This is a genomic window from Citrobacter sp. Ce006 (genome assembly GCF_030336535.1).
In the GTDB taxonomy this organism is placed as follows: Bacteria; Pseudomonadota; Gammaproteobacteria; order Enterobacterales; family Enterobacteriaceae; genus Citrobacter; species Citrobacter europaeus.
In genome coordinates, this window is the sequence record NZ_JAOWDO010000073.1 from 638,638 (window position 1) to 661,887 (window position 23,250).

Here is a 23,250-nt window from a genome sequence, read left to right on the forward strand (position 1 = left end):
GCGCAGCCAAATGACACCAAATAAGCCTATGACACACCACCAGAAAGGCAAAGCGTATTTACTGCCGCATAAGTAAAGAAAAGCACCGACGCTCAAATCGGTACTCCTTGTATGCTAAATACACCCGCACGTCAAATCCCTGAAACGTGTTCAGTGCAAAAACAACGGCTTTTCATGCATAAGTTATTGCGCTGAAACCAGTCTGGGCGTAATAAAAACCACTAATTCGCGCCGTTCGTCTTCTTTACCATCATGGCGAAAGAAAGTGCCAAGCCAGGGAATGTCGCCTAACAACGGCACGCTGTCGGCTGCGGATTTATTCTTATGTGAAAAAATCCCGCCCAGCGCAATCGTCTCGCCGCTTTTTACCTCGACCTGGGTTTCAATCTCCTGCTTATCAATAGCCAGAACCTCGCCATCCGCCTGCTGCAGCACCTGCCCGGGAACATTCTGGCTGATATGCAGTTTCAGTCTGATGCGCCCTTTCTGCAATACGGTGGGCGTTACCTCCATCCCCAGTACCGCTTCCTTAAACTCGACGGATGTCGCGCCGCTTTCACCGCTGGAGACCTGATAAGGGATCTCGCTACCCTGCTTAATACTGGCAGGTTGCAGGTGAGAAGCCAGTAAGCGAGGACTGGCAATGATATCCAGTTGCTGTTTTTGCTCCAGCGCAGACAGCTCCAGCTCAAGTAAACGGCCGTTAATACGGCCAATGTTAAATCCCACACGTGATGTGGCGGCGGATACAGAGAGATCGCTGGCAAGCGTTGTGACGTTCCCTACCGCCCCCGGTTGCTGTGCGTCAGCCAGCGACCACTTAACCCCCAGCTCACGCAAACTTTTTTCATTAATCGTGACGATATGCGCCGCCAGTTCGACCTGGGCAACCGGCAAATCCATTTGCGCCACCCATTTTTCCAGTGCATTAAGCGCAACGCTATTGTCACGCAGCAGTAAGCGGTTGGTTCGTTTATCCACCGTCATGCTTCCTTTGGCGCTAAGCAGCTTTTCTCCGGCTTTGGCCAGCTCGGTGGCATCGGCATATTGCAAAATAATGCTGCGCTGCTCCAGTGGCAAACTGGCCTGAATCCGTGCCTGTTCATTGTCCTGGCGGGCCGCATTTTCACTCTGCCATTGGACAGAATGTACATGCAGAATATTGCCCTCCTGACGTAATACCAGCCCGGCGCTTTTCACCACCGTTTGCAATGCCTGTTTCCAGGGGACATCCGTCAAATGCAGCGACAGCACGCCGCTCACATCCGGTGAAACGACCAGGTTTTTCTGCTCCTGTTCAGCCAGCGCCTGCAATACCTGTGCAACCGGTACATCATCGACCACCAGCGTCACGTTTTGTGGTTTTCCCGCCAGCGCGCTCGTTATTCCAACCGCCAACGCGAAGAGTATCCACGCTATCCATCGCTTCATTTACCGCTCCTTGTCGTTGCCACTGCCACCGCGGCGGCTCGCAGTTTTTCCCTGTGTCGAGCGTTACGCTCAGGGCCGTTATCTGTGTAATCGTCCAACCGTTTTTCAGGAGGTCATTTCGCTCAATCCGTCGCCATTTTTTCTGGCTATCCTGAACAATGCCGATAGGTCGTGCGCCCTGGCTCACCATGCCCTGAAAACGCCATGTCGGCAGCTCAGCAATTTGGCAACGGTCCTCCGGCGGCAGAAAGGGATTACGCATACCAGTGAGCATCAGTACGCTTACGCATACCAACAGCCAACGTTCAACCGTCATTCAGGCGCTCCAGTTGTAGCGTTAGCAGCAGCTCCGAACCTTCAGCGCTAAGCGAAAACCGGCTGACGTTCATCCCCTGATCCGCCAGTTGGGCAAACATCGGCGGGATGGCATCCCAGGCGGGCTTCAGCGTCATCTCTCCGCCCTGTGCAGAGGGCTGCCAGTGGAGAAGACGTGCCAGAGGAGTCTGAAACCGCAGCGGGGAAAACGGAATCAACGTCTCTTCAGGCTCTCCTGGCGATGCCGCCAACAGATATAAATTTCGCCATTGCGCCTGAATGGCCGCGCGTTGCTGGCTTAGCGCCTCTTGCTGCATAATCCGTTTCTGCCAGGGGGAGTTGAGGCATAGCAAGACGGCGATGAGCAGTCCCAACATCCAGGCGCACCAGCAGAAAACTCGAAAACGTGGCGACTGCGCTAACCAGCTATCACAGAGCGTTATCATGCGCACCGCTCCGCGTCAGTCGATAGTGGAATTGCCAGCGTCCCTGCGCATCCTGCAGCGTTTCACCAGGACTGCCCAATGTAAACAGCGGTTGCTGGCGTAATTGCGCTTCCAGCGCCCTCAGCGCGGTAAAGTTCAGCGTGTTTCCCGTCAGTTCCAGCGTCTCCTGCTGCCAGGTGATTTTTGTTAGCCACGCCTGCTCCGGCAGTAATTCCGCCAGTCCTTGCAAAACCTGCTGCCAGTTTCGGGTCTGCTCGCGCTGTTTGTTCCGCGCCTGAACCTGTAGCCATCGTTGCTGGCGCTGCTGCATATGCGGCTTTAGCGCCATTAAGGCCTCGGCCCGCGTCTTTTCGGCATCTGCCAGCAGTAATTCAGCCCGGTTTTCGACGTTTATCATGCTGTAACCGCGCAATAACACGCCGATACTGAGCAGGATTGAAGCGCTAAATAAAACACACCAGAAGCGCAGGCAGGCGCGGCGTCGCGTTTGGCGCCAGGGCAGAAGGTTGATAGTCGCTATCATTAGCATGCGCCTCCCATAGCGAGTCCCAGAGCAATAGCGAAGCGATGGCCTGGCGTTGGAATTGGCGGCTGGCGTACAGACACCACGCTTAACGGATCGAAGCCGCCGGGACCGCATAGCGCAATGGCTGTCGTGGGAAGCGACAATGTCGCGGCAAGCTCGTCGATACTGTCAATATCGCCTGTTGATTTACGTCCCCATGCCGAACGGGTCGCCCATAGCCACTGGGCGTCATCACGCCATGCCAGACACTGATGATGTTCGGGCAGGTAGGGCATAAATCGCTGTAATGCGCTGGCATCCGGCGTAATCGCCGTAACGTGTACCTTCAACGTTTGGATAAGCGTCAGAAGCGCTGAAATCTCTTTGCTTTGCGCAGCCGTGACGTTAAACGCCGGGCTCAACGTGTCTTCGCTATAATCAAAATGCAGCGCATCCGGCGCCATATCCAGCTCTCGCGCCATCGAGCCGGACAACCAGGCGGTTTGCTCCGGCTCACGCAACGTCATTTCCGGACGAGGGTACTTTTTTTGTAACGTCCTGTTGGCAGGAAAGGAGAGATGAATATGGTGTCGGCGAGGAAGCTCCCGGCTCCACGGCAATAGCGCTGCGACAAGCTGTTCAGGCTCGCGAATGTGGCCATCGACGATAACCTGGGGCGTCAGCGGTATACGCCACCAGCGCTGGAGAAACCAACCGGATGCGTCGTGAACAGCGGCGACAGCCAGCGCTTCATGTTGCTGAATATGCAAACCAATTTTCCAGATATTGAAAGCCATTGCTGATGATCTCCTTATCACCCGTTGCTTTAACGGGTATATCAATGCGTCTGGCTTGCCTTTATACTACCGCGCGTTTGTTTATAAACTGCCCAAATGCCACTAAATGGGAAATCTCCAGTGAAGTTCGTAAAGTATTTATTAATCCTTGCAGTATGTTGCATCCTGCTGGGAGCAGGCTCGATTTATGGCCTCTATCGCTATATTGAGCCGCAATTACCTGACGTCGCGACGCTCAAAGATGTGCGTTTACAGATCCCGATGCAGGTTTACAGCGCTGACGGCGAGCTGATCGCGCAATATGGCGAGAAACGTCGAATTCCGGTTACGCTGGATCAAATGCCGCCGGTGATGGTTAAAGCCTTTATCGCCACAGAAGACAGTCGCTTTTATGAGCACCATGGGGTAGACCCGGTGGGGATCTTCCGTGCAGCCAGCGTCGCGTTGTTTTCCGGCCACGCATCGCAAGGGGCGAGTACCATTACCCAACAGTTGGCGAGAAACTTCTTCCTCAGCCCGGAACGTACGCTGATGCGTAAGATCAAGGAAGTGTTCCTGGCGATCCGCATTGAACAACTGCTGAGTAAAGATGAGATCCTCGAACTGTATCTGAACAAGATCTATCTGGGGTATCGCGCCTATGGCGTGGGTGCTGCCGCTCAGGTCTATTTCGGTAAGACCGTAGATCAGCTGAGCTTAAGTGAAATTGCGGTGATTGCCGGTCTGCCAAAAGCGCCGTCAACCTTCAACCCCCTCTATTCGATGGACCGGGCAACCGCGCGACGTAACGTCGTGCTGTCGCGTATGCTGAGCGAAAACTACATCACGCAGGCCCAGTACGATCAGGCACGCGGCGAGGCCATTGACGCCAACTACCATGCGCCGGAAATCGCCTTCTCCGCGCCGTATCTGTCTGAAATGGTGCGCCAGGAGATGTATAACCGTTATGGCGAGAAAGCCTATGAAGACGGGTATCGCATCACCACCACCATTACGCGCAAAGTACAGCAAGCAGCCCAGCAGGCGGTACGTAACAACGTGATGGATTACGACATGCGCCACGGCTACCGCGGCCCGTCGAACGTGCTGTGGAAAGTGGGCGAAAGCAGTTGGGACAGCAAGAAAATCACCGATACGCTGAAAGCACTGCCGACTTATGGCCCATTGCTTCCGGCGGTTGTTACCAGCGCTAATCCGCAGGAAGCCATTGCCACGCTGGCGGATGGTACCTCCGTGTCATTACGAATGGATGGTATGCGCTGGGCGCGTCCTTACCGCTCGGATACCCAGCAAGGCCCAACGCCGCGTAAAGTGACCGACGTAGTACAGACCGGCCAGCAAATCTGGGTACGCCAGGTTGGCGATGCCTGGTGGCTGGCGCAAGTGCCGGACGTCAACTCCGCACTGGTGTCCATCAATCCGCAAAACGGCGCGGTGCTGGCGCTGGTCGGTGGTTTTGACTTCAACCAGAGCAAGTTTAACCGTGCAACCCAGGCGCTACGCCAGGTGGGTTCCAACATCAAACCCTTCCTGTATACCGCTGCGATGGATAAAGGTCTGACGCTGGCGAGTATGCTCAACGACGTACCGATCTCCCGCTGGGATGCCGGTGCCGGTTCCGACTGGCAGCCGAAGAACTCACCGCCGCAGTATGCTGGTCCTATTCGCTTACGTCAGGGGCTGGGCCAGTCGAAAAACGTGGTGATGGTACGCGCCATGCGCGCCATGGGCGTGGATTACGCGGCAGAGTATCTACAACGTTTTGGTTTCCCGGCACAGAACATTGTGCACACCGAGTCGCTGGCGCTGGGTTCGGCCTCGTTCACGCCGTTGCAGGTGGCGCGCGGTTACGCGGTGATGTCTAACGGCGGCTTCCTGGTCGACCCGTATTTCATCAGTAAGATCGAAAGCGATATGGGCGGCGTTATCTTCGAAGCGAAGCCGAAAATTGCCTGTCCGGAATGCGATATTCCGGTGATTTACGGCGATACCCAGAAATCTAACGTGCTGGAAAACAGTAACGTAGAAGATGTTGCCGTCTCGCAGGAACAGCAAAATGCCGCCGTGCCAATGCCGCAGCTTGAGCAGGCCAACCAGGCGCTGGTCGCACAAAGTGGAACGCAGGAGTACGCCCCACACGTGATCAACACGCCGCTGGCCTTCCTGATTAAAAGCGCACTGAACACCAATATCTTTGGTGAGCCAGGCTGGATGGGAACCGGTTGGCGCGCAGGTCGTGATTTACAACGTCACGATATCGGCGGGAAAACCGGGACCACCAACAGCTCTAAAGATGCGTGGTTCTCCGGCTACGGGCCAGGGGTGGTGACGTCAGTATGGATCGGCTTTGATGACCATCGTCGCAACCTTGGCCACACGACTGCTTCCGGGGCGATCAAAGACCAAATCTCCGGCTACGAAGGCGGCGCGAAGAGTGCGCAGCCTGCATGGGATGCCTACATGAAGTCCGTGCTGGAAGGCGTGCCTGAGCAGCCGCTGACGCCGCCGCCGGGTATCGTGACGGTCAACATCGATCGCAGCACCGGTCAACTGGCAAACGGCGGCAACAGCCGCGCAGAGTACTTCATTGAAGGCACACAGCCGACGCAACAGGCGGTGCATGAGGTGGGGACTACCATTATCGATAATGGTGAGACGCACGAATTGTTCTGATCAAAAAAAGGCGCTTCGGTGCCTTTTTTATTGTTGTGTATTTGTGGGATAGAAATTAAAGCCGCCCCTGCCCTTTCAGCCATTCGCGTACGAGGAACAGCGCACTGACATTACGCGCTTCGTGAAAATCAGGATCTTCCAGCAGGTCCATCAGATGCGCCAGCGGCCAGCGTACCTGCGGTAATGGCTCAGGTTCATCACCCTCCAGCGATTCAGGATATAAGTCCTCTGCCACCACGATGTTCATCTTGCTGGAGAAATAAGATGGCGCCATGCTGAGTTTCTTTAAAAAAGTCAGATCCTTTGCGCCAAACCCCACTTCTTCTTTTAACTCCCGATTCGCCGCCTCAAACACGCTTTCGCCAGGATCGATTAATCCCTTGGAAAAACCCAGTTCGTAAGATTCGGTCCCAACCGCGTATTCGCGGATGAGGATCAGGTGGTCGTCCACAATCGGCACAATCATTACCGCTTCACGCGTGGACGGACGCATACGTTCATAAACGCGGCGCACGCCATTGCTGAACTCAAGGTCCACGCTTTCGACTTTAAACAGCCGGGATTGGGCGACGGTTTCCACTTTCAAAATCGTGGGTTTCTGTAATGATTTGCTCATTGTGAGGATCTTTGCTGTGAAATCTGGGGTTATTGTGCGATATACCGCACGGTTTCGGCAATGTGAATTGCCGTTTATTTACATTTATGTAACGTACTAAAAGTTAATCCCTATTTCAAATTAAAAGTCAATAGGTTGAAATAACTCCAGGAATTTGCTGATATTCCATTTTTGGTGATTTTGCTATGATTCGCATTTACTGGGCTGTACTTAAAGATGCTCAAGTTCGACTCCACACTTGCCGATAGCCAACCACAGAATCACGAATATTGAACAGGGTGCGACTGGCCACGCCTGACAGACTAAGTAAGATGGGGAAAGCATGAGCACCATTCTGATTTTTTTAGCTGCTTTGCTGGCCTGCTCATTGCTTGCAGGATGGCTACTCAGAACGAAATCCAGACGGAAAAATTTACCCTTGAGCAACGTCTTCTCAGACGCCTCAAAGCGTAAACTCACGCCTGAAGAGCGCAGTGCAGTTGAAAACTATCTCGAAAGCCTTAGTCAAATTCAGCAGGTGCCGAGTCCAACGGGCGCCAGCTCCGCGCCGGTATCGTTAACGCTGAATGCCCAAAGTAATAGCGTCATCGTACTGACGCACGCGATTACACGTTACGGCATTACTACCGACGCTCCTAACAAATGGCGTTACTATCTCGATTCCGTTGAGGTGCATCTTCCCCCTTTCTGGGAACAATACATCAATGACGAAAACAGCGTTGAGTTAATCCACACCAATACGATACCGCTGGTTATCTCTCTGAACGGCCACACGCTGCAGGAATATATGCAGGAAGCGCGTGGCTATGCGCTACAGCATACCACCTCTACCCAGGCGTCCATTCGCGGTGAAGAAAGCGAGCAGATCGAACTGCTGAATATTCGCCAGGAAACCCATGAAGAATACGCACTCAGCCGCCCGTCGGGATTGCGCGAAGCGCTGCTGATTGCCGCATCATTCCTGCTGTTCTTTTTCTGCTTAATCATTCCGGATACGTTTGCTCCGTGGGCCGTTGGTAGCGCGGTGCTGCTGCTGGCGGCAGGTCTGTGGGGACTGTTCGCCCCGCCGTCTAAAACCGCCCTGCGGGAAATTCATTGTCTGCGCGGTACGCCGCGTCGCTGGGGACTGTTTGGCGAAAACGATCAGGAGCAAATCAATAATATCTCGCTAGGCATTATTGATCTTATTTATCCCCCTCACTGGCAGCCTTACATCGCACAGGATCTTGGCCAGCAAACGGATATCGATATTTATCTCGATCGCCATGTTGTCCGCCAGGGGCGTTTTTTATCCCTGCATGATGAAGTGAAAAACTTCCCGTTACAGCACTGGCTGCGCAACGCCGTCATCGCGGGCGGCTCATTGCTGGTACTGCTGATGCTGCTGTTTTGGATCCCTCTGGATATGCCGATAAAGCTAACGCTTTCCTGGATGAAGGGCGCGCAGACTATCGAAGCCACCAGCGTTAAACAGCTCGAAAACGCGGGCGTTCGCGTGGGTGACACGCTGCACCTGAGCGGTACGGGTATGTGTAACATTCATACCCAGGGGAGCTGGAATGCGCAGCCTGCCACGCCGTTTATGCCTTTCGATTGCACGCAAATTATCTGGAATGACGCGCGCGCATTGCCGCTGCCTGAGTCCGATCTGGTAAATAAAGCTACCGCGCTCACGCAGGCCGTGAACCGCCAGCTGCATCCCAAAGCTGATGATGACTCTCGCGTCAGCGCATCGTTACGCTCGGCCATCCAAAAGTCCGGCATGGTGTTACTTGACGATTTTGGCGAGATTGTCCTGAAAACGGCCGATCTGTGCGCAGCCAAAGATGAATGTGTACGTTTAAAAAATGCGCTGGTAAACCTTGGTAACAGTAAAGACTGGACCGCGCTGGTGAAACGAGCAAACGCAGGCAAACTGGATGGCGTGAACGTGCTGCTGCGTCCGGTAAGCGCGGAGTCGCTGGATAATCTGGTGAATACCTCTACGGCGCCGTTTATTTCACGCGAGACTGCGCGAGCGGCCCAGGCGCTGAATAGCCCTGCTCCCGGCGGTTTCCTGATTATCAGCGACGAAGGCAGCGATCTGGTCGATCAGCCGTGGCCGACGACCTCGTTATATGACTATCCTCCCCAGGAACAGTGGAACGCCTTTCAGCGCCTGGCGCAGATGCTGATGCAGACGCCGTTTCGCGCGGAGGGGATCGTCACCAATATTTCGACTGACGCCAATGGCACCCAGCACATTGGTCTGCACCGTATTCCGGATCGTTCAGGATTATGGCGCTACCTTGGCACAACGCTGCTGATGTTCTCCATGCTCGGATGCGCTGTCTACAACAGCATACAGGCATTCAGACGCTATCAGCGTAACCGCACCCGCATCGCGGAAATTCAGAGCTACTACGAAAGCTGCCTGAATCCAACGCTGATTGACGACCCGGAAAGCCTGATTCGATAACACGCTCGCGCGACAGGATATGCTACTCTGTCGCGCATCATGTTTTCTTCTGGGGAGTTTCCATGCATATCAATATTGCCTGGCAGGATGTCGACACCGTGTTGTTAGATATGGACGGCACGCTGCTCGACCTGGCATTCGATAACTATTTCTGGCAAAAGCTGGTGCCGGAAACCTATGGCGCGAAGCAGGGTATCTCTCCCCAGGAAGCCCAGGACTATATTCGTCAGCAGTATCATGCCGTGCAGCATACGCTAAACTGGTACTGCCTGGATTACTGGAGCGAGTGCCTGGATCTGGATATTTGCGCCATGACTACGGAACAGGGACCGCGCGCCGTTTTGCGTGAAGATACCGTACCGTTTCTTGATGCCTTAAAAGCCAGCGGCAAGCGCCGTATTTTGCTCACCAACGCGCATCCGCATAATCTGGCGGTGAAGCTTGAGCATACCGGTCTGGCCTCACACCTTGATTTATTACTTTCCACCCACACATTTGGTTATCCCAAAGAGGATCAGCGGTTATGGCACGCTGTGGCTGAAGAAACGGGAATGAGTGCAGAGAAGACGCTATTTATTGACGACAGCGAACCCATTCTCGACGCCGCTGCCCTGTATGGTATTCGTTACTGCCTCGGCGTAACCAATCCCGACTCTGGCATTGCGGAAAAACAGTACGCACGCCATCCGTCATTGAATGACTACCGCCGACTGATCCCCTCACTGATGTGAAGGAGACGCCATGAAAGAAAAGCCCTCTACTGAAGTCAGGCTGGATAAATGGCTGTGGGCGGCACGCTTTTACAAAACGCGTGCGCTAGCCCGCGAAATGGTTGAAGGCGGTAAGGTGCATTACAACGGCCAGCGCAGCAAGCCGAGCAAGATTGTCGAGCTGAACGCCACCCTCACCCTGCGCCAGGGAAATGACGAACGAACGGTCATTATCAAGGCTATTACCGAGCAGCGTCGCCCGGCCACGGAAGCCGTTACGCTGTATGAAGAAACCGCGGAAAGCGTGGAAAAACGCGAAAAAGTGGCGCTGGCGCGTAAACTTAACGCGTTAACCATGCCGCACCCGGACAGGCGACCGGACAAGAAAGAGCGCCGCGACCTGTTACGATTTAAACATGGCGACAGTGAGTGACTGTCACCTGCAAGAGAGATGATTATGCCGCAACATGACCAATTACATCGTTATCTGTTTGAAAACTTTGCCGTGCGCGGCGAGCTGGTGACCGTTTCGGAAACTCTGCAACAGATCCTCGAAAATCATACTTACCCGCAGCCGGTCAAAAACGTGCTGGCTGAACTGCTGGTCGCCACCAGCCTGCTCACCGCCACGCTGAAGTTTGCCGGTGATATCACCGTGCAGCTGCAGGGTGATGGTCCGCTGAGCCTGGCCGTCATTAACGGCAACAACAATCAGCAGATGCGCGGCGTGGCCCGCATGCAGGGTGATATTCCTGAAGGCGCGGATCTGAAAACGCTGGTAGGCAACGGTTACCTGGTGATCACCATTACCCCGGAAGAAGGCGAACGCTATCAGGGCGTGGTCGGTCTGGAAGGTGACACGCTGGCCGCCTGTCTGGAAGATTACTTCATGCGTTCTGAACAGCTGCCGACACGCCTGTTTATCCGTACTGGCGACGTCGATGGCAAACCTGCTGCTGGCGGAATGCTGCTGCAGGTAATGCCGGCGCAAAACGCGCAGGCCGATGATTTCGATCACCTGACCGCCCTGACCGAAACCATTAAAACCGAAGAGCTGTTGACGCTGCCGGCCAACGAAGTGTTGTGGCGCTTGTACCACGAAGAAGAGGTCACCCTCTACGATCCGCAGGACGTTGAGTTCAAATGCACCTGTTCACGCGAACGCTGCGCTGGTGCACTGAAAACGCTGCCGGACGAAGAAGTGGACAGCATTCTGGCGGAAGAAGGCGAGATCGATATGCACTGCGATTATTGCGGTAGCCACTATCTGTTTAACGCCATGGACATTGCTGAGATCCGCAGCAATGCATCCCCGGCAGACCCGCAGGTACATTAAATCACGAGCCCGGTAGTTTGCTCTACCGGGCTAAATTCCGCTTACTCTGCGTAATACTGCATCTTTATCCGTGCGCCGTGAATGACAATATACGCCACGCTCTGAACGCTGAATCCAGTTGCTCATTCGCCCCCGTCTGCCGCAGACCAATAGATCTCATGCTCCAGTAAGTGATTCGTGAACGTTCAACACTATGCATGTCGTCATCCAGCATCACGAGAAAGCCTCATAATCGCATCAACTTCACAATTTTGAGCATTGATGGACCGAATTCAGACCACCGCCACGGGAAGTGAATCGATATTGTTTATGTATGAGTTACGTTATTTTCTTACGTGAATGCGATTACACTCACAAGATTCCCGCCAAAAACACTCTCTATTAACGTTTTAAGAACATTTTCCACAACAAAAAAGGGTTTCCTGCCATAATATCCGCCTCTTTGTGACAGGAGTCGCAGCGCATTCGGTTACCCGTGATTTTCCCGGATGCGTAAATCTATGAGCCTTGTCGCGGTTAGCAATCCCTAAAAAACCTTACTATTCCAGGTAATACATATTGGCTAAGGAGCAGTGAAATGCGTGTGAACACCAGTTTAACCCCGCAAGATCTCAAGGCTTATGGTATCAATGACGTTCAGGATATCGTTTACAATCCAGACTACGACACACTTTTCCAGGAGGAACTTGATCCTTCCCTGCAAGGTTATGAGCGTGGCGTGTTAACGAACCTGGGCGCCGTTGCAGTTGATACCGGTATCTTTACCGGACGTTCGCCAAAGGATAAGTACATTGTCCGTGACGACACCACGCGCGACACGCTCTGGTGGTCAGACAAAGGTAAAGGTAAGAACGACAACAAACCGCTCTCCCAGGAAACCTGGCAGCATCTGAAAGGATTAGTCACCCAGCAGCTTTCCGGCAAGCGTCTGTTTATCATTGATGCTTTCTGCGGCGCTAACGCCGATACCCGCCTTTCCGTACGCTTCATTACCGAAGTTGCCTGGCAGGCGCATTTTGTCAAAAACATGTTCATCCGCCCAAGCGAGGAAGAGCTGGTTGATTTCAAACCTGATTTCATCGTGATGAACGGCGCTAAATGTACCAACCCACAGTGGAAAGAGCAGGGTCTGAACTCCGAAAACTTCGTAGCTTTCAACCTGACTGAGCGTATCCAACTGATTGGCGGTACCTGGTACGGCGGCGAAATGAAGAAAGGTATGTTCTCCGTAATGAACTACCTGCTGCCGCTGAAGGGCATTGCCTCCATGCACTGCTCGGCAAACGTCGGGGAAAAAGGTGATGTGGCGGTCTTCTTTGGCCTGTCCGGCACCGGTAAAACCACGCTGTCCACTGACCCGAAACGCCGCCTGATTGGCGATGACGAACACGGCTGGGATGACGACGGCGTGTTTAACTTCGAGGGTGGTTGCTACGCGAAGACCATCAAACTGTCTAAAGATGCCGAGCCGGAAATCTACAACGCGATCCGTCGTGATGCGCTGCTGGAAAACGTCACCGTGCGCGAAGATGGTTCCATCGATTTCGATGACGGTTCCAAAACTGAAAACACCCGTGTGTCCTACCCGATTTATCACATCGAAAACATCGTTAAGCCGGTGTCGAAAGCGGGTCACGCTACCAAAGTTATCTTCCTGACCGCCGACGCGTTTGGCGTGCTGCCGCCGGTTTCTCGCCTGACGGCAGACCAAACCCAGTACCACTTCCTGTCTGGCTTCACCGCCAAACTGGCCGGTACCGAACGTGGCGTCACCGAACCAACCCCAACCTTCTCTGCCTGCTTCGGCGCAGCATTCCTGTCGCTGCACCCAACGCAGTACGCAGAAGTGCTGGTGAAACGCATGCAGGCGGCAGGTGCGCAGGCATATCTGGTTAACACTGGCTGGAACGGTACCGGCAAGCGTATCTCTATCAAAGATACCCGCGCGATTATCGACGCCATCCTGAACGGTTCGCTGGATGACGCGGAAACGTTCCGTCTGCCGATGTTTGACCTCGCTATCCCTACCGAGCTGCCGGGCGTAGACACTCGCATTCTCGATCCGCGTAATACCTACGCGTCTCCGGAGCAGTGGCAGGAAAAAGCCAATGCACTGGCGAAACTGTTTATCGAGAACTTCGAGAAATACACCGACACCCCTGCGGGTGAAGCGCTGGTTAGCGCCGGACCGAAGCTGTAACGAAAAGTGCCGGATGGCGGTTTCGCCTTATCCGGCCTACAGCAACAAAAAGGGAGGCATTTCGCCTCCCTTTGTTATGCGTCTTTCGTGTTGCCCGGCGCGCGAGTGAAGGGCACCGGAAGCCAGGCGCGAATCGACAACCCTCCTCGCTCGCTGGTACCAATTTCCAGCATACCGTTATGGTTATCGATAATACGCTGCACAATCGCCAGACCCAGCCCTGTGCCGCTGGTACTACGCGCGCTGTCGCCGCGGACAAACGGCTGGAACAGATGCTTACGCTGCTCAGGCTTGATGCCCGGACCATCATCCTCTACCTGGAACCAGGCGCGATGCGTCTCCGTACCACTGCTGACCTTAATCCAGCCGTTGCCGTAGCGAGCGGCGTTAACCACCATATTGGCAACCGCACGCTTGATCGACAGCGGGTGCATCTTCACCTGAATGCTGCCAGGCAGCAGCGCAGTTTCGATTTCACGTTCATAGCCGCTTTCCGCCGCGACCACTTCGCCTAACACCGAATTCAGATCCGCCATCTCCATCGGCATCTCCTGACCGGTACGCAGGTAATCGATAAACTGCTCGATAATGGCGTTACATTCTTCGATGTCCTTATTGATGGATTCCGCGAGATAACCGTCCTCTTCGCCCATCATTTCGGTCGCCAGACGAATACGCGTCAGCGGAGTACGTAAATCGTGGCTCACACCCGCCATTAACAGCGTACGGTCATCGGCCAGTTGCTTCACACCTGCGGCCATATGGTTAAAGGCTCGGGTTACGGAGCGCACCTCTGAAGCGCCATACTCACGCAACGGCGGCGGAATGATGCCTTTCCCCACCTGCAGCGCCGCATGCTCCAGATCCACCAACGGTCGGTTCTGGATACGAATAAACAGCCATGCCCCACCGATAGCCAGCAGCATAATCGCCAGCGTATAGCGGAACAGCGGTGAGAAATCGCCCTGGTGGATTTCGGTCAGCGGTACGCGTACCCAGATATTGGGCGACAGCCAGGTTTTCAGCCAGACGACCGGCGAGCTTTTGTTCACCTCAACGCGGACTTCCGTTGGGCCCCCCAGCTGCTGCGCCATCTGATGGCTTAAGAATTCATAGTGTTGCGCCCAACGCAGCCCGGCTTCTTCCGCGGCCTCGTTGGAATAGAGGGAAATGCCCAGCTCACGGTAAATTTCCCGGCGGAATGCGGGCGGCACCACCAGTTGCGTACCGTCCTCCAGCTGCAGTTTATCGGTCATCAGCATACGAACTTCGTAGGCCAGGACCTTATTAAACTGCTGGAGGCTCGGCAGAATCGCGAAGTTCAGCACTACCAGGTAAGTCGTCACCAGGCTGGCAAACAACAAGGTGACGATGAGCAATAACGTGCGGGCAAACGAACTTCGTGGCGAGAAGCGCATTCGCCTCATGCTTTAGAACCGTCCGGAACAAAGACGTAGCCCAGACCCCATACGGTCTGAATATAACGCGGATGCGCCGGATCTTCTTCCACCATACGACGCAGACGGGAGATTTGGACGTCGATAGAACGCTCCATCGCCGAGTATTCACGGCCACGGGCCAGGTTCATCAGCTTGTCGCGGGACAACGGTTCACGCGGGTGACTTACCAGCGCTTTCAGTACCGCAAATTCCCCGCTGGTGAGCGGCATTGGCTCATCTTCGCGGAACATTTCACGCGTACCGAGGTTCAGTTTGAACTTACCAAACGCAATGACCGCTTCTTCCTGAGAAGGCGCGCCCGGCAGTTCGTTCGCCTGACGACGCAGTACAGCGCGAATACGCGCCAGCAGTTCACGCGGGTTAAACGGTTTCGGGATGTAATCGTCAGCGCCGATTTCCAGCCCTACGATACGGTCAACTTCTTCACCCTTCGCGGTGACCATAATGATCGGCATCGGGTTGCTCTGGCTGCGCAGGCGACGGCAAATAGACAGGCCATCTTCTCCCGGCAGCATTAGATCCAGCACCATCAGGTGGAAGGACTCACGGGTCAGCAGACGATCCATCTGCTCAGCGTTTGCGACGCTTCGAACCTGGAAGCCCTGCTCGGTCAGATAACGCTCCAGAAGCGCACGCAAGCGCATGTCGTCATCGACCACCAGAATCTTATAGTTCTCTTGCATTGTTATTACTCCCAAAGGTTCGCAACAATTAAGTGTATATTCTTAAGAAAGCTAACGTGAGTCACCAGCGAATTCTGGTATGAATTCCAGGCTAAATTGTTACAAAGCATATTAAACAGCAGCTTAAGTATACAATGTTTCTCGCAATACATTATTTATTCTGTTGATATGCTCACGTAATACCAATTGTGCGCATCATCACAGAGTCGAAGGTAAAACAATAAGATGAAAACGCCCCTGATAACCCGTGAAGGGTATGAAAAACTTAAACAAGAGCTGAATTATCTCTGGCGTGAAGAGCGCCCGGAAGTCACCAAAAAAGTTACCTGGGCCGCAAGTCTGGGTGACCGCAGCGAAAATGCCGACTACCAGTATAATAAAAAGCGCCTGCGTGAGATCGACCGCCGCGTCCGTTATTTGACCAAGTGCATGGAGAATCTGAAAATCGTCGATTACTCCCCCCAGCAGGAGGGCAAAGTCTTCTTTGGCGCATGGGTTGAGATCGAAAATGACGATGGCGACATCCGAAAATTCCGAATTGTCGGCTACGATGAGATCTTCGGTCGAAAAGATTACATCTCTATCGACTCGCCGATGGCGCGGGCGCTGCTGAAAAAAGAGGTCGGCGATCTCGCGATAGTAAACACTCCCGGCGGTGAAGCCAGCTGGTACGTGAACGAGATTGAATACGTGAAGTGAGACCGGAACAATCCGAAGCCCCCGTAGATGACTGGCATTTTTGCCAGTCAATCCGTATAACTATCCCCTGATTTTTTATCCTATAGACGAAGCTATCCATGATGAATGATTCTTTCTGCCGCATTATCGCAGGTGAAATTCAGGCTCGTGCTGAACAGGTAGAAGCTGCCGTTCGCCTGCTTGATGAAGGGAACACCGTGCCGTTTATCGCACGTTATCGTAAGGAAATCACCGGCGGTCTGGACGATACGCAACTGCGTAATCTGGAGACCCGTCTGGGATATCTGCGTGAACTGGAAGACCGCCGTCAGGCAATCCTGAAATCTATCGGCGAGCAAGGCAAACTGACCGACGATCTGGCGAACGCGATCAACGGCACGTTAAGTAAGACCGAACTCGAAGATCTCTATCTGCCGTACAAACCTAAGCGCCGCACCCGTGGGCAGATCGCTATTGAGGCCGGACTGGAGCCACTGGCAGACCTGTTGTGGAACGAACCCTCCCACGACCCGGAAACGGAAGCCGCAAAATATCTCAATGCCGAAAACGGCGTGGCGGATACCAAAGCCGCCCTCGACGGCGCCCGCTACATTCTGATGGAGCGCTTCGCCGAAGACGCCGCGCTGCTGGCGAAAGTGCGTGATTATCTGTGGAAAAACGCCCACCTGGTCGCCACCGTGGTCAGCGGTAAAGAAGAGGAAGGCGCTAAGTTCCGCGACTACTTCGATCACCATGAACCGATTTCTACCGTGCCATCCCACCGTGCCCTGGCCATGTTCCGTGGTCGTAATGAAGGTGTGTTGCAGCTTTCACTGAACGCCGATCCGCAATTCGATGAGCCGCCAAAAGAGAGCCATGGCGAGCAGATTATCCAGGATCACCTGGGACTGCGCCTGAACAATGCACCTGCCGATAGCTGGCGTAAAGGCGTGGTGAGCTGGACGTGGCGCATCAAAGTGCTGATGCACCTTGAAACCGAGCTGATGGGTACCGTGCGCGAACGTGCGGAAGATGAAGCGATCAACGTCTTTGCCCGTAACCTGCATGACCTGCTGATGGCCGCCCCGGCCGGACTGCGCGCCACCATGGGGCTCGATCCTGGTCTGCGTACCGGTGTAAAAGTGGCGGTAGTTGACGGTACCGGCAAGCTGGTCGCGACCGATACCATTTATCCGCATACCGGCCAGGCCGCCAAAGCCGCCGTTGCCGTTGCGGCGTTATGCGAAAAATATAACGTTGAGCTGGTGGCGATTGGTAACGGTACGGCGTCGCGCGAAACCGAGCGTTTCTTCCTCGACGTACAGAAGCAATTCCCGCAAGTGACGGCACAGAAAGTGATCGTCAGTGAAGCTGGGGCATCGGTTTACTCTGCTTCCGAGCTGGCGGCGTTGGAGTTCCCGGACCTCGACGTTTCGCTACGCGGTGCGGTTTCTATCGCCCGTCGTCTGCAGGATCCGCTAGCTGAGCTGGTGAAAATCGATCCGAAATCTATCGGTGTGGGCCAGTATCAGCACGACGTTAGCCAGACGCAGCTGGCGCGTAAGCTGGATGCGGTAGTGGAAGACTGTGTGAACGCCGTCGGCGTCGATCTGAATACCGCCTCCGTACCACTGCTGACCCGCGTTGCCGGCCTGACGCGCATGATGGCGCAAAACATCGTCGCCTGGCGCGATGAGAACGGTCAGTTCCAGAACCGTCAGCAACTGCTAAAAGTCAGCCGTCTGGGGCCTAAAGCCTTTGAACAGTGCGCGGGCTTCCTGCGTATCAACCACGGCGATAACCCGCTGGATGCCTCTACCGTTCACCCGGAAGCTTATCCGATTGTGGAACGCATTCTGGCCGCCACCGAGCAATCGCTGCGCGATCTGATGGGCAACAGCAGCGAACTGCGCAATCTGAAAGCCGCCGATTTTACCGACGAACGCTTCGGGGTGCCGACCGTCACCGACATCATCAAAGAGCTGGAAAAACCGGGCCGTGACCCACGTCCTGAATTTAAAACCGCGCAGTTTGCTGATGGCGTCGAAACCATGAACGATCTGCTGCCGGGAATGATTCTGGAAGGGGCTGTCACCAACGTCACCAATTTCGGCGCGTTTGTTGATATTGGCGTACATCAGGATGGTCTGGTGCATATTTCTTCGCTGTCGAATAAGTTCGTCGAAGATCCACACACCGTGGTGAAAGCGGGCGACATTGTGAAGGTGAAAGTGCTGGAAGTGGACCTGCAGCGTAAGCGTATCGCGCTGACCATGCGTCTGGACGAGCAGCCGGGTGAAACCAATGCGCGTCGCGGCGGCGGGAATAACGATCGCACTCAGAGCAATCGCCCGGCGCCAAAAGCCGCGAAACCGCGTGGTCGTGACGCCCAGCCTGCGGGCAACAGCGCCATGATGGATGCGCTGGCGGCGGCAATGGGTAAAAAGCGCTAAGTTTAAACCGTGTGCCGGATGGTGGAGTAAACACCCTGTCCGGCCTGGTTTTCGCCATTAATTTGTAGGCCGGATAAGACACATGAGTGTCGCCATCCGGCATATTTAATCTATTTCCCGCTTTGCACCACAATATATTTATCACTTCATTAACAGATGAAACCTTAATTAAACATTAAGATCCCCACTAATTACTTCCGTGAATCCTTCATGCCCAACCAGAATAAATATTGAGGAATATCAAAATTGGCTCAAATTATTATCCAATTGTACATTCCGTCACATTTATTCTATTGATGATAGAAACCATTCTCATTATCATTGATTTGTTGATTATTTACTCTTTCCTTACGTTGGCTAATCATCTGGTCTCATGCCGCCCTTTCGCCCCATGAGGTAATCATCCAGTTAGCGAGATATAAGTAGGTCCCTATGCAATTCACTCCTGACAGTGCGTGGAAAATTACCGGTTTTGCCCGTGAAATCAGCCCAGCTTATCGTCAGAAACTGTTGTCACTTGGCATGCTACCCGGCTCATCCTTCAACGTGGTACGCGTCGCCCCGCTCGGCGATCCTATCCATATCGAAACGCGTCGCGTAAGTCTGGTATTGCGTAAAAAGGATTTGGCGTTATTAGAAGTGGAAGCGGTTTCCTGTTAATACAGTGAGTCTATAAAAATGAAAAAACTAACCATTGGTTTAATTGGTAATCCTAATTCCGGCAAGACAACTTTATTCAACCAGCTCACCGGCGCACGCCAGCGTGTAGGCAACTGGGCTGGCGTTACCGTTGAGCGTAAAGAAGGTCATTTCGCCACAACGGACCATCAGGTCACACTGGTCGATTTACCCGGCACCTATTCTCTGACGACAATCTCATCGCAAACCTCTCTCGATGAGCAGATTGCCTGCCACTATATTTTAAGCGGCGACGCGGATCTCTTGATCAACGTGGTCGATGCTTCAAACCTTGAGCGCAACCTCTACCTGACGTTGCAACTGCTTGAGTTGGGCATCCCCTGCATCGTCGCACTGAACATGCTGGATATCGCTGAGAAGCAGCAAATCCGTATCGATATCGACGCCCTCTCCGCTCGTCTTGGCTGCCCGGTGGTTCCGCTGGTTTCCACCCGCGCTCGCGGCATTGAAGCGCTGAAGCTGGCGATCGATCGCTATAAAGAAAACGACACCGTCGAGCTGGTCCATTATGCCCAGCCGCTGCTGCAAGAAGCGGATTCCCTGGCCGACGCGATGACCAAAGATATGCCGCTTAAGCAGCGTCGCTGGCTGGGCCTGCAGATGCTGGAAGGCGATATCTACAGCCGTGCTTACGCCGGTGATGCCGCGCAAAACCTTGATGCCGCCATTGCGCGCCTGAGCGAGACCATGGACGATCCGGCGCTGCATATCGCCGATGCGCGTTATCAGTGCATTGCCGCTATCTGCGATACCGTCAGTAACACCCTGACGGCAGAGCCAAGCCGTTTCACCACCGCTGTAGATAAAATCGTCCTTAACCGCTTCCTTGGTCTGCCGATTTTCCTGTTCGTGATGTACCTGATGTTCCTGCTCGCCATCAACATTGGCGGTGCGCTGCAACCCTTGTTTGACGTCGGCTCCGTGGCGCTCTTTATCCATGGTATTCAGTGGATTGGCTACACGCTGCACTTCCCGGACTGGCTTACCATCTTCCTGGCCCAGGGCCTTGGCGGCGGGATTAACACCGTGCTGCCGCTGGTACCGCAAATCGGCATGATGTACCTGTTCCTCTCCTTCCTTGAAGACTCCGGCTACATGGCGCGCGCCGCGTTTGTGATGGACCGTTTGATGCAGGCGCTGGGACTCCCGGGCAAATCGTTTGTCCCGCTGATCGTCGGCTTTGGCTGTAACGTACCTTCTGTAATGGGCGCACGTACGCTGGATGCCCCGCGTGAGCGTTTGATGACCATCATGATGGCGCCGTTTATGTCCTGTGGCGCACGTCTGGCGATTTTCGCCGTCTTCGCCGCAGCGTTCTTTGGTCAGAACGGCGCGCTGGCGGTCTTCTCACTATACGTGCTGGGTATCGTTATGGCGGTGTTGACCGGTCTGATGCTCAAACACACCATCATGCGTGGTGAAGCAACGCCGTTCGTGATGGAGCTGCCGGTGTACCACGTGCCGCACATTAAGAGTCTGATCATTCAGACCTGGCAACGCCTGAAAGGCTTCGTTCTGCGCGCGGGTAAAGTCATCATCATCGTCAGCATTTTCCTCAGCGCGTTTAACAGCTTCTCGCTGAGCGGAAAAATCGTCGACAACATCAACGACTCTGCTCTGGCCTCCGTTAGCCGCGTTATTACCCCTGTCTTTAAGCCGATTGGCGTTCACGAAGATAACTGGCAGGCAACCGTAGGTCTGTTTACCGGCGCGATGGCGAAAGAAGTGGTTGTCGGTACGCTGAACACGCTCTATACCGCAGAAAACATTCAGGAAGAAGAGTTCAATCCGGCAGATTTCCACCTCGGTGACGAACTGCTCGGCGCGGTGGATGAAACCTGGCAAAGCCTGAAAGACACCTTCAGCCTGAGCGTGCTGGCTAACCCTATCGAAGCCAGCAAGGGCGACGGTGAAATGGCGACAGGCGCAATGGGCGTGATGGGCGAGAAATTTGGCAGCGCCGCCGCCGCGTACAGCTACCTGATCTTTGTTCTGCTGTATGTACCGTGCATTTCAGTGATGGGCGCAATCGCACGTGAATCCAGCCGTGGCTGGATGAGCTTCTCGATTCTGTGGGGTCTGAACATCGCCTACTCTCTGTCGACGCTGTTTTATCAGACGGTCAGCTACAAAGAACACCCGACCTACAGTCTGGTGTGCATTTTAGCCGTCATCCTGTTTAACATCGTGTTGCTGGGCCTGCTGCGTCGAGCTCGCAGCCGCGTGGACCTCGCGCTGCTGGCGACGAACAGGACGGCAAGTTCCTGCTGTTCAAGCACCACTGGCGATTGCCACTAAGGTTATCGACGATGGCATCGCTTATTCAGGTTCGTGATTTATTGGCTTTGCGGGGGCGCATGGAGGCGACACAAATTAGCCACACGCTGCATACCCCGCAGCCCATGATTGACGCCATGCTGAATCAGTTAGAAAAGATGGGCAAAGCGATGCGGATTCAGGAAGATGCCGACGGGTGTCTCTCCGGAAGCTGCAAAAATTGTCCGCAAGGTAAAGCCTGCCTGCGCGAGTGGTGGGCTTTACGCTAGTTCGATGCCGGATGGCGCTACGCTTATCCGGCCTACAAATAACTGCAAACGTTCAGGCCGGATATAGCGTTTAAGCTAATATCCGGCTTTTTGCGTAATGGATTCCACAAAGACCTCTCTGTTTTCAGCAAAACAGATCTATCCTCCAGCCTGCCGCGCATCGTTATCAACTCGTGGATGATTACTGCCGACCAGAGAAGTAGAGTCCCGTCATCTTGTTTCTCAGGTGACGGATCGCCATGAATACTGACACGACAGCTACACCGCATGACGCGATTTTCAAAACGTTCTTAAACAACCCTGCGACCGCACGCGACTTTATTCAGCTTCATCTTCCAGCCTCTTTGCAAAAACTTTGCGATCTTAAAACGCTGCAACTGGAATCCGGCAGTTTTATTGAGGACGATTTGCGCGCCTACTATTCCGATGTGCTGTGGTCGTTAAAAACGCGCGAAGGCGATGGCTATATTTACACCATTATTGAGCATCAGAGCACCGCCGATAGCCATATGGCATTTCGGCTGATGCGTTATGCCATTGCGGTAATGCACCGCCATTTAGCGGCAGGCCATAAGAAACTCCCGCTGGTGATCCCCATGCTTTTTTATCATGGCTCAGCAAGCCCATACCCCTACTCACTTTGTTGGCTGGACGAATTTGATGACCCTGAATCCGCCAGACAACTTTATAGTACCGCGTTTCCACTGATCGATATCACCGTCGTGCCCGATGACGAGATCATGCAGCATCGTCGGATGGCGCTGCTGGAACTCATCCAAAAACATATTCGTAAACGCGATTTGATGGGGCTGGTAGAAAAGCTGGCCATCCTGCTTGTTAAAGGACACGCTAATGACAACCAGTTGAAAGCCCTGTTTAATTATTTACTGCAGGCCGGGGACAGCGCACATTTTGGCGAGTTCCTATATGAAGTCGCCGAACGTTTACCCCAACATAAGGAGAAGCTGATGACTATCGCCGAAAGATTACGACAAGAAGGGCACCTTAATGGTCTTCAGGAAGGTCACAGGAAAGGGTTACGAGAGGGATTACAAGAGGGGTTACGAGAGGGTTTGCAACAAGGCAAACGTGAGGAAGCTCTGCGCATTGCATCAACCATGCAGGCTGATGGTATAGACCCGCTGACCATCTTCAGAATTACCGGTCTGACCGCTGAGGATCTGGCTGCGCGCAGTCATTAATCTCAAGCCCGGCAAGCGTGGCTGTGCCGGGCAACGCAACGA

Annotated in this window: 20 protein-coding genes; 12 read left to right on the forward strand and 8 right to left on the reverse strand. The window is 54.0% G+C overall.

All coding sequences use genetic code 11. The features are described from left to right. Window positions 1-183 precede the first annotated feature (183 nt). Genes hofQ through OGV94_RS21740 form a run of 5 tightly spaced genes read right to left on the reverse strand, consistent with a single transcriptional unit; the run spans window position 184 to window position 3,494 of the window. Window positions 184-1,431 (reverse strand): DNA uptake porin HofQ, encoded by a 1,248-nt coding sequence (hofQ, locus tag OGV94_RS21720; RefSeq protein WP_172862456.1) that lies wholly within the window; start codon window positions 1,429-1,431, stop codon window positions 184-186. Then, window positions 1,334-1,747 (reverse strand): HofP DNA utilization family protein, encoded by a 414-nt coding sequence (locus tag OGV94_RS21725; protein ID WP_047408192.1) that lies wholly within the window; start codon window positions 1,745-1,747, stop codon window positions 1,334-1,336. The genes hofQ and OGV94_RS21725 overlap by 98 nt, the downstream gene beginning before the upstream one ends. Next, window positions 1,737-2,192 (reverse strand): HofO family protein, encoded by a 456-nt coding sequence (locus tag OGV94_RS21730; protein ID WP_047408189.1) that lies wholly within the window; start codon window positions 2,190-2,192, stop codon window positions 1,737-1,739. Before OGV94_RS21730 ends, OGV94_RS21725 begins: the two co-directional genes overlap by 11 nt. Beyond that, window positions 2,176-2,715, reverse strand: coding sequence for a PilN domain-containing protein (locus OGV94_RS21735; RefSeq protein ID WP_043018574.1), 540 nt, complete (start codon window positions 2,713-2,715; stop codon window positions 2,176-2,178). The genes OGV94_RS21730 and OGV94_RS21735 overlap by 17 nt, the downstream gene beginning before the upstream one ends. Beyond that, window positions 2,715-3,494 (reverse strand): type IV pilus biogenesis protein PilM, encoded by a 780-nt coding sequence (locus OGV94_RS21740; RefSeq protein WP_181231007.1) that lies wholly within the window; start codon window positions 3,492-3,494, stop codon window positions 2,715-2,717. Before OGV94_RS21740 ends, OGV94_RS21735 begins: the two co-directional genes overlap by 1 nt. Before the next feature lie 120 nt (window positions 3,495-3,614). Here OGV94_RS21740 and mrcA point away from each other — a divergent pair, with 120 nt between their 5' ends. Next, window positions 3,615-6,167, forward strand: a complete 2,553-nt coding sequence (gene mrcA / locus OGV94_RS21745) for a peptidoglycan glycosyltransferase/peptidoglycan DD-transpeptidase MrcA (RefSeq protein ID WP_047408184.1) — start codon at window positions 3,615-3,617, stop codon at window positions 6,165-6,167. Between the two features lie 55 nt (window positions 6,168-6,222). Here the strand turns inward: mrcA and nudE are convergent, their stop codons facing one another. Then, the gene (gene nudE / locus OGV94_RS21750) at window positions 6,223-6,783 is read right to left on the reverse strand and encodes an ADP compounds hydrolase NudE (protein ID WP_003827667.1); all 561 of its coding nucleotides are present in this window, start codon (window positions 6,781-6,783) and stop codon (window positions 6,223-6,225) included. Window positions 6,784-7,105: 322 nt separating this feature from the next. Between nudE and igaA the strand changes: the two genes are divergently transcribed. From igaA to pckA, 5 genes are all read left to right on the forward strand, one after another. Further along, window positions 7,106-9,241, forward strand: a complete 2,136-nt coding sequence (gene igaA, locus OGV94_RS21755; protein ID WP_286524375.1) for an intracellular growth attenuator protein IgaA — start codon at window positions 7,106-7,108, stop codon at window positions 9,239-9,241. A 62-nt stretch (window positions 9,242-9,303) separates the two neighbouring features. Further along, on the forward strand, window positions 9,304-9,972 hold the full coding sequence (yrfG, locus tag OGV94_RS21760) for a GMP/IMP nucleotidase (RefSeq protein ID WP_003023533.1): 669 nt from the start codon (window positions 9,304-9,306) through the stop codon (window positions 9,970-9,972). Between the two features lie 10 nt (window positions 9,973-9,982). After that, window positions 9,983-10,384, forward strand: coding sequence for a ribosome-associated heat shock protein Hsp15 (gene hslR, locus OGV94_RS21765; protein ID WP_019078146.1), 402 nt, complete (start codon window positions 9,983-9,985; stop codon window positions 10,382-10,384). Between the two features lie 24 nt (window positions 10,385-10,408). After that, the gene (gene hslO / locus OGV94_RS21770) at window positions 10,409-11,287 is read left to right on the forward strand and encodes an Hsp33 family molecular chaperone HslO (protein ID WP_016157640.1); all 879 of its coding nucleotides are present in this window, start codon (window positions 10,409-10,411) and stop codon (window positions 11,285-11,287) included. Window positions 11,288-11,864: 577 nt separating this feature from the next. Continuing rightward, on the forward strand, window positions 11,865-13,487 hold the full coding sequence (pckA, locus tag OGV94_RS21775; protein WP_043018578.1) for a phosphoenolpyruvate carboxykinase (ATP): 1,623 nt from the start codon (window positions 11,865-11,867) through the stop codon (window positions 13,485-13,487). Window positions 13,488-13,561: 74 nt separating this feature from the next. Here pckA and envZ read toward each other — a convergent pair whose 3' ends face one another. Both envZ and ompR read right to left on the reverse strand, forming a co-directional pair. Further along, the gene (gene envZ, locus OGV94_RS21780) at window positions 13,562-14,914 is read right to left on the reverse strand and encodes a two-component system sensor histidine kinase EnvZ (protein WP_043018579.1); all 1,353 of its coding nucleotides are present in this window, start codon (window positions 14,912-14,914) and stop codon (window positions 13,562-13,564) included. Next, the gene (gene ompR, locus OGV94_RS21785) at window positions 14,911-15,630 is read right to left on the reverse strand and encodes an osmolarity response regulator transcription factor OmpR (protein WP_001157751.1); all 720 of its coding nucleotides are present in this window, start codon (window positions 15,628-15,630) and stop codon (window positions 14,911-14,913) included. The genes envZ and ompR overlap by 4 nt, the downstream gene beginning before the upstream one ends. Window positions 15,631-15,855: 225 nt before the next feature. On the opposite strand from ompR, the gene greB reads away from it, so the two are divergent. The 6 genes from greB to OGV94_RS21815 all read left to right on the forward strand — a co-directional run bounded on the left by greB (window position 15,856) and on the right by OGV94_RS21815 (window position 23,208). Continuing rightward, window positions 15,856-16,329, forward strand: coding sequence for a transcription elongation factor GreB (greB, locus tag OGV94_RS21790; RefSeq protein WP_016154802.1), 474 nt, complete (start codon window positions 15,856-15,858; stop codon window positions 16,327-16,329). Between the two features lie 98 nt (window positions 16,330-16,427). Further along, the gene (locus tag OGV94_RS21795) at window positions 16,428-18,761 is read left to right on the forward strand and encodes a Tex family protein (protein ID WP_043018580.1); all 2,334 of its coding nucleotides are present in this window, start codon (window positions 16,428-16,430) and stop codon (window positions 18,759-18,761) included. Window positions 18,762-19,193: 432 nt separating this feature from the next. Further along, complete coding sequence (feoA, locus tag OGV94_RS21800; protein ID WP_003023519.1) at window positions 19,194-19,421, forward strand: ferrous iron transporter A; 228 nt, start codon at window positions 19,194-19,196, stop codon at window positions 19,419-19,421. An 18-nt stretch (window positions 19,422-19,439) separates the two neighbouring features. Further along, complete coding sequence (feoB, locus tag OGV94_RS21805) at window positions 19,440-21,758, forward strand: Fe(2+) transporter permease subunit FeoB (RefSeq protein WP_043018581.1); 2,319 nt, start codon at window positions 19,440-19,442, stop codon at window positions 21,756-21,758. An 11-nt stretch (window positions 21,759-21,769) separates the two neighbouring features. Continuing rightward, a complete protein-coding gene (gene feoC, locus OGV94_RS21810; RefSeq protein ID WP_047408167.1) occupies window positions 21,770-22,006 on the forward strand; it encodes a [Fe-S]-dependent transcriptional repressor FeoC in 237 nt (78 codons plus the stop codon). Window positions 22,007-22,245: 239 nt separating this feature from the next. Next, the gene (locus OGV94_RS21815; RefSeq protein WP_286524378.1) at window positions 22,246-23,208 is read left to right on the forward strand and encodes an Rpn family recombination-promoting nuclease/putative transposase; all 963 of its coding nucleotides are present in this window, start codon (window positions 22,246-22,248) and stop codon (window positions 23,206-23,208) included. Window positions 23,209-23,250: the final 42 nt, after the last annotated feature.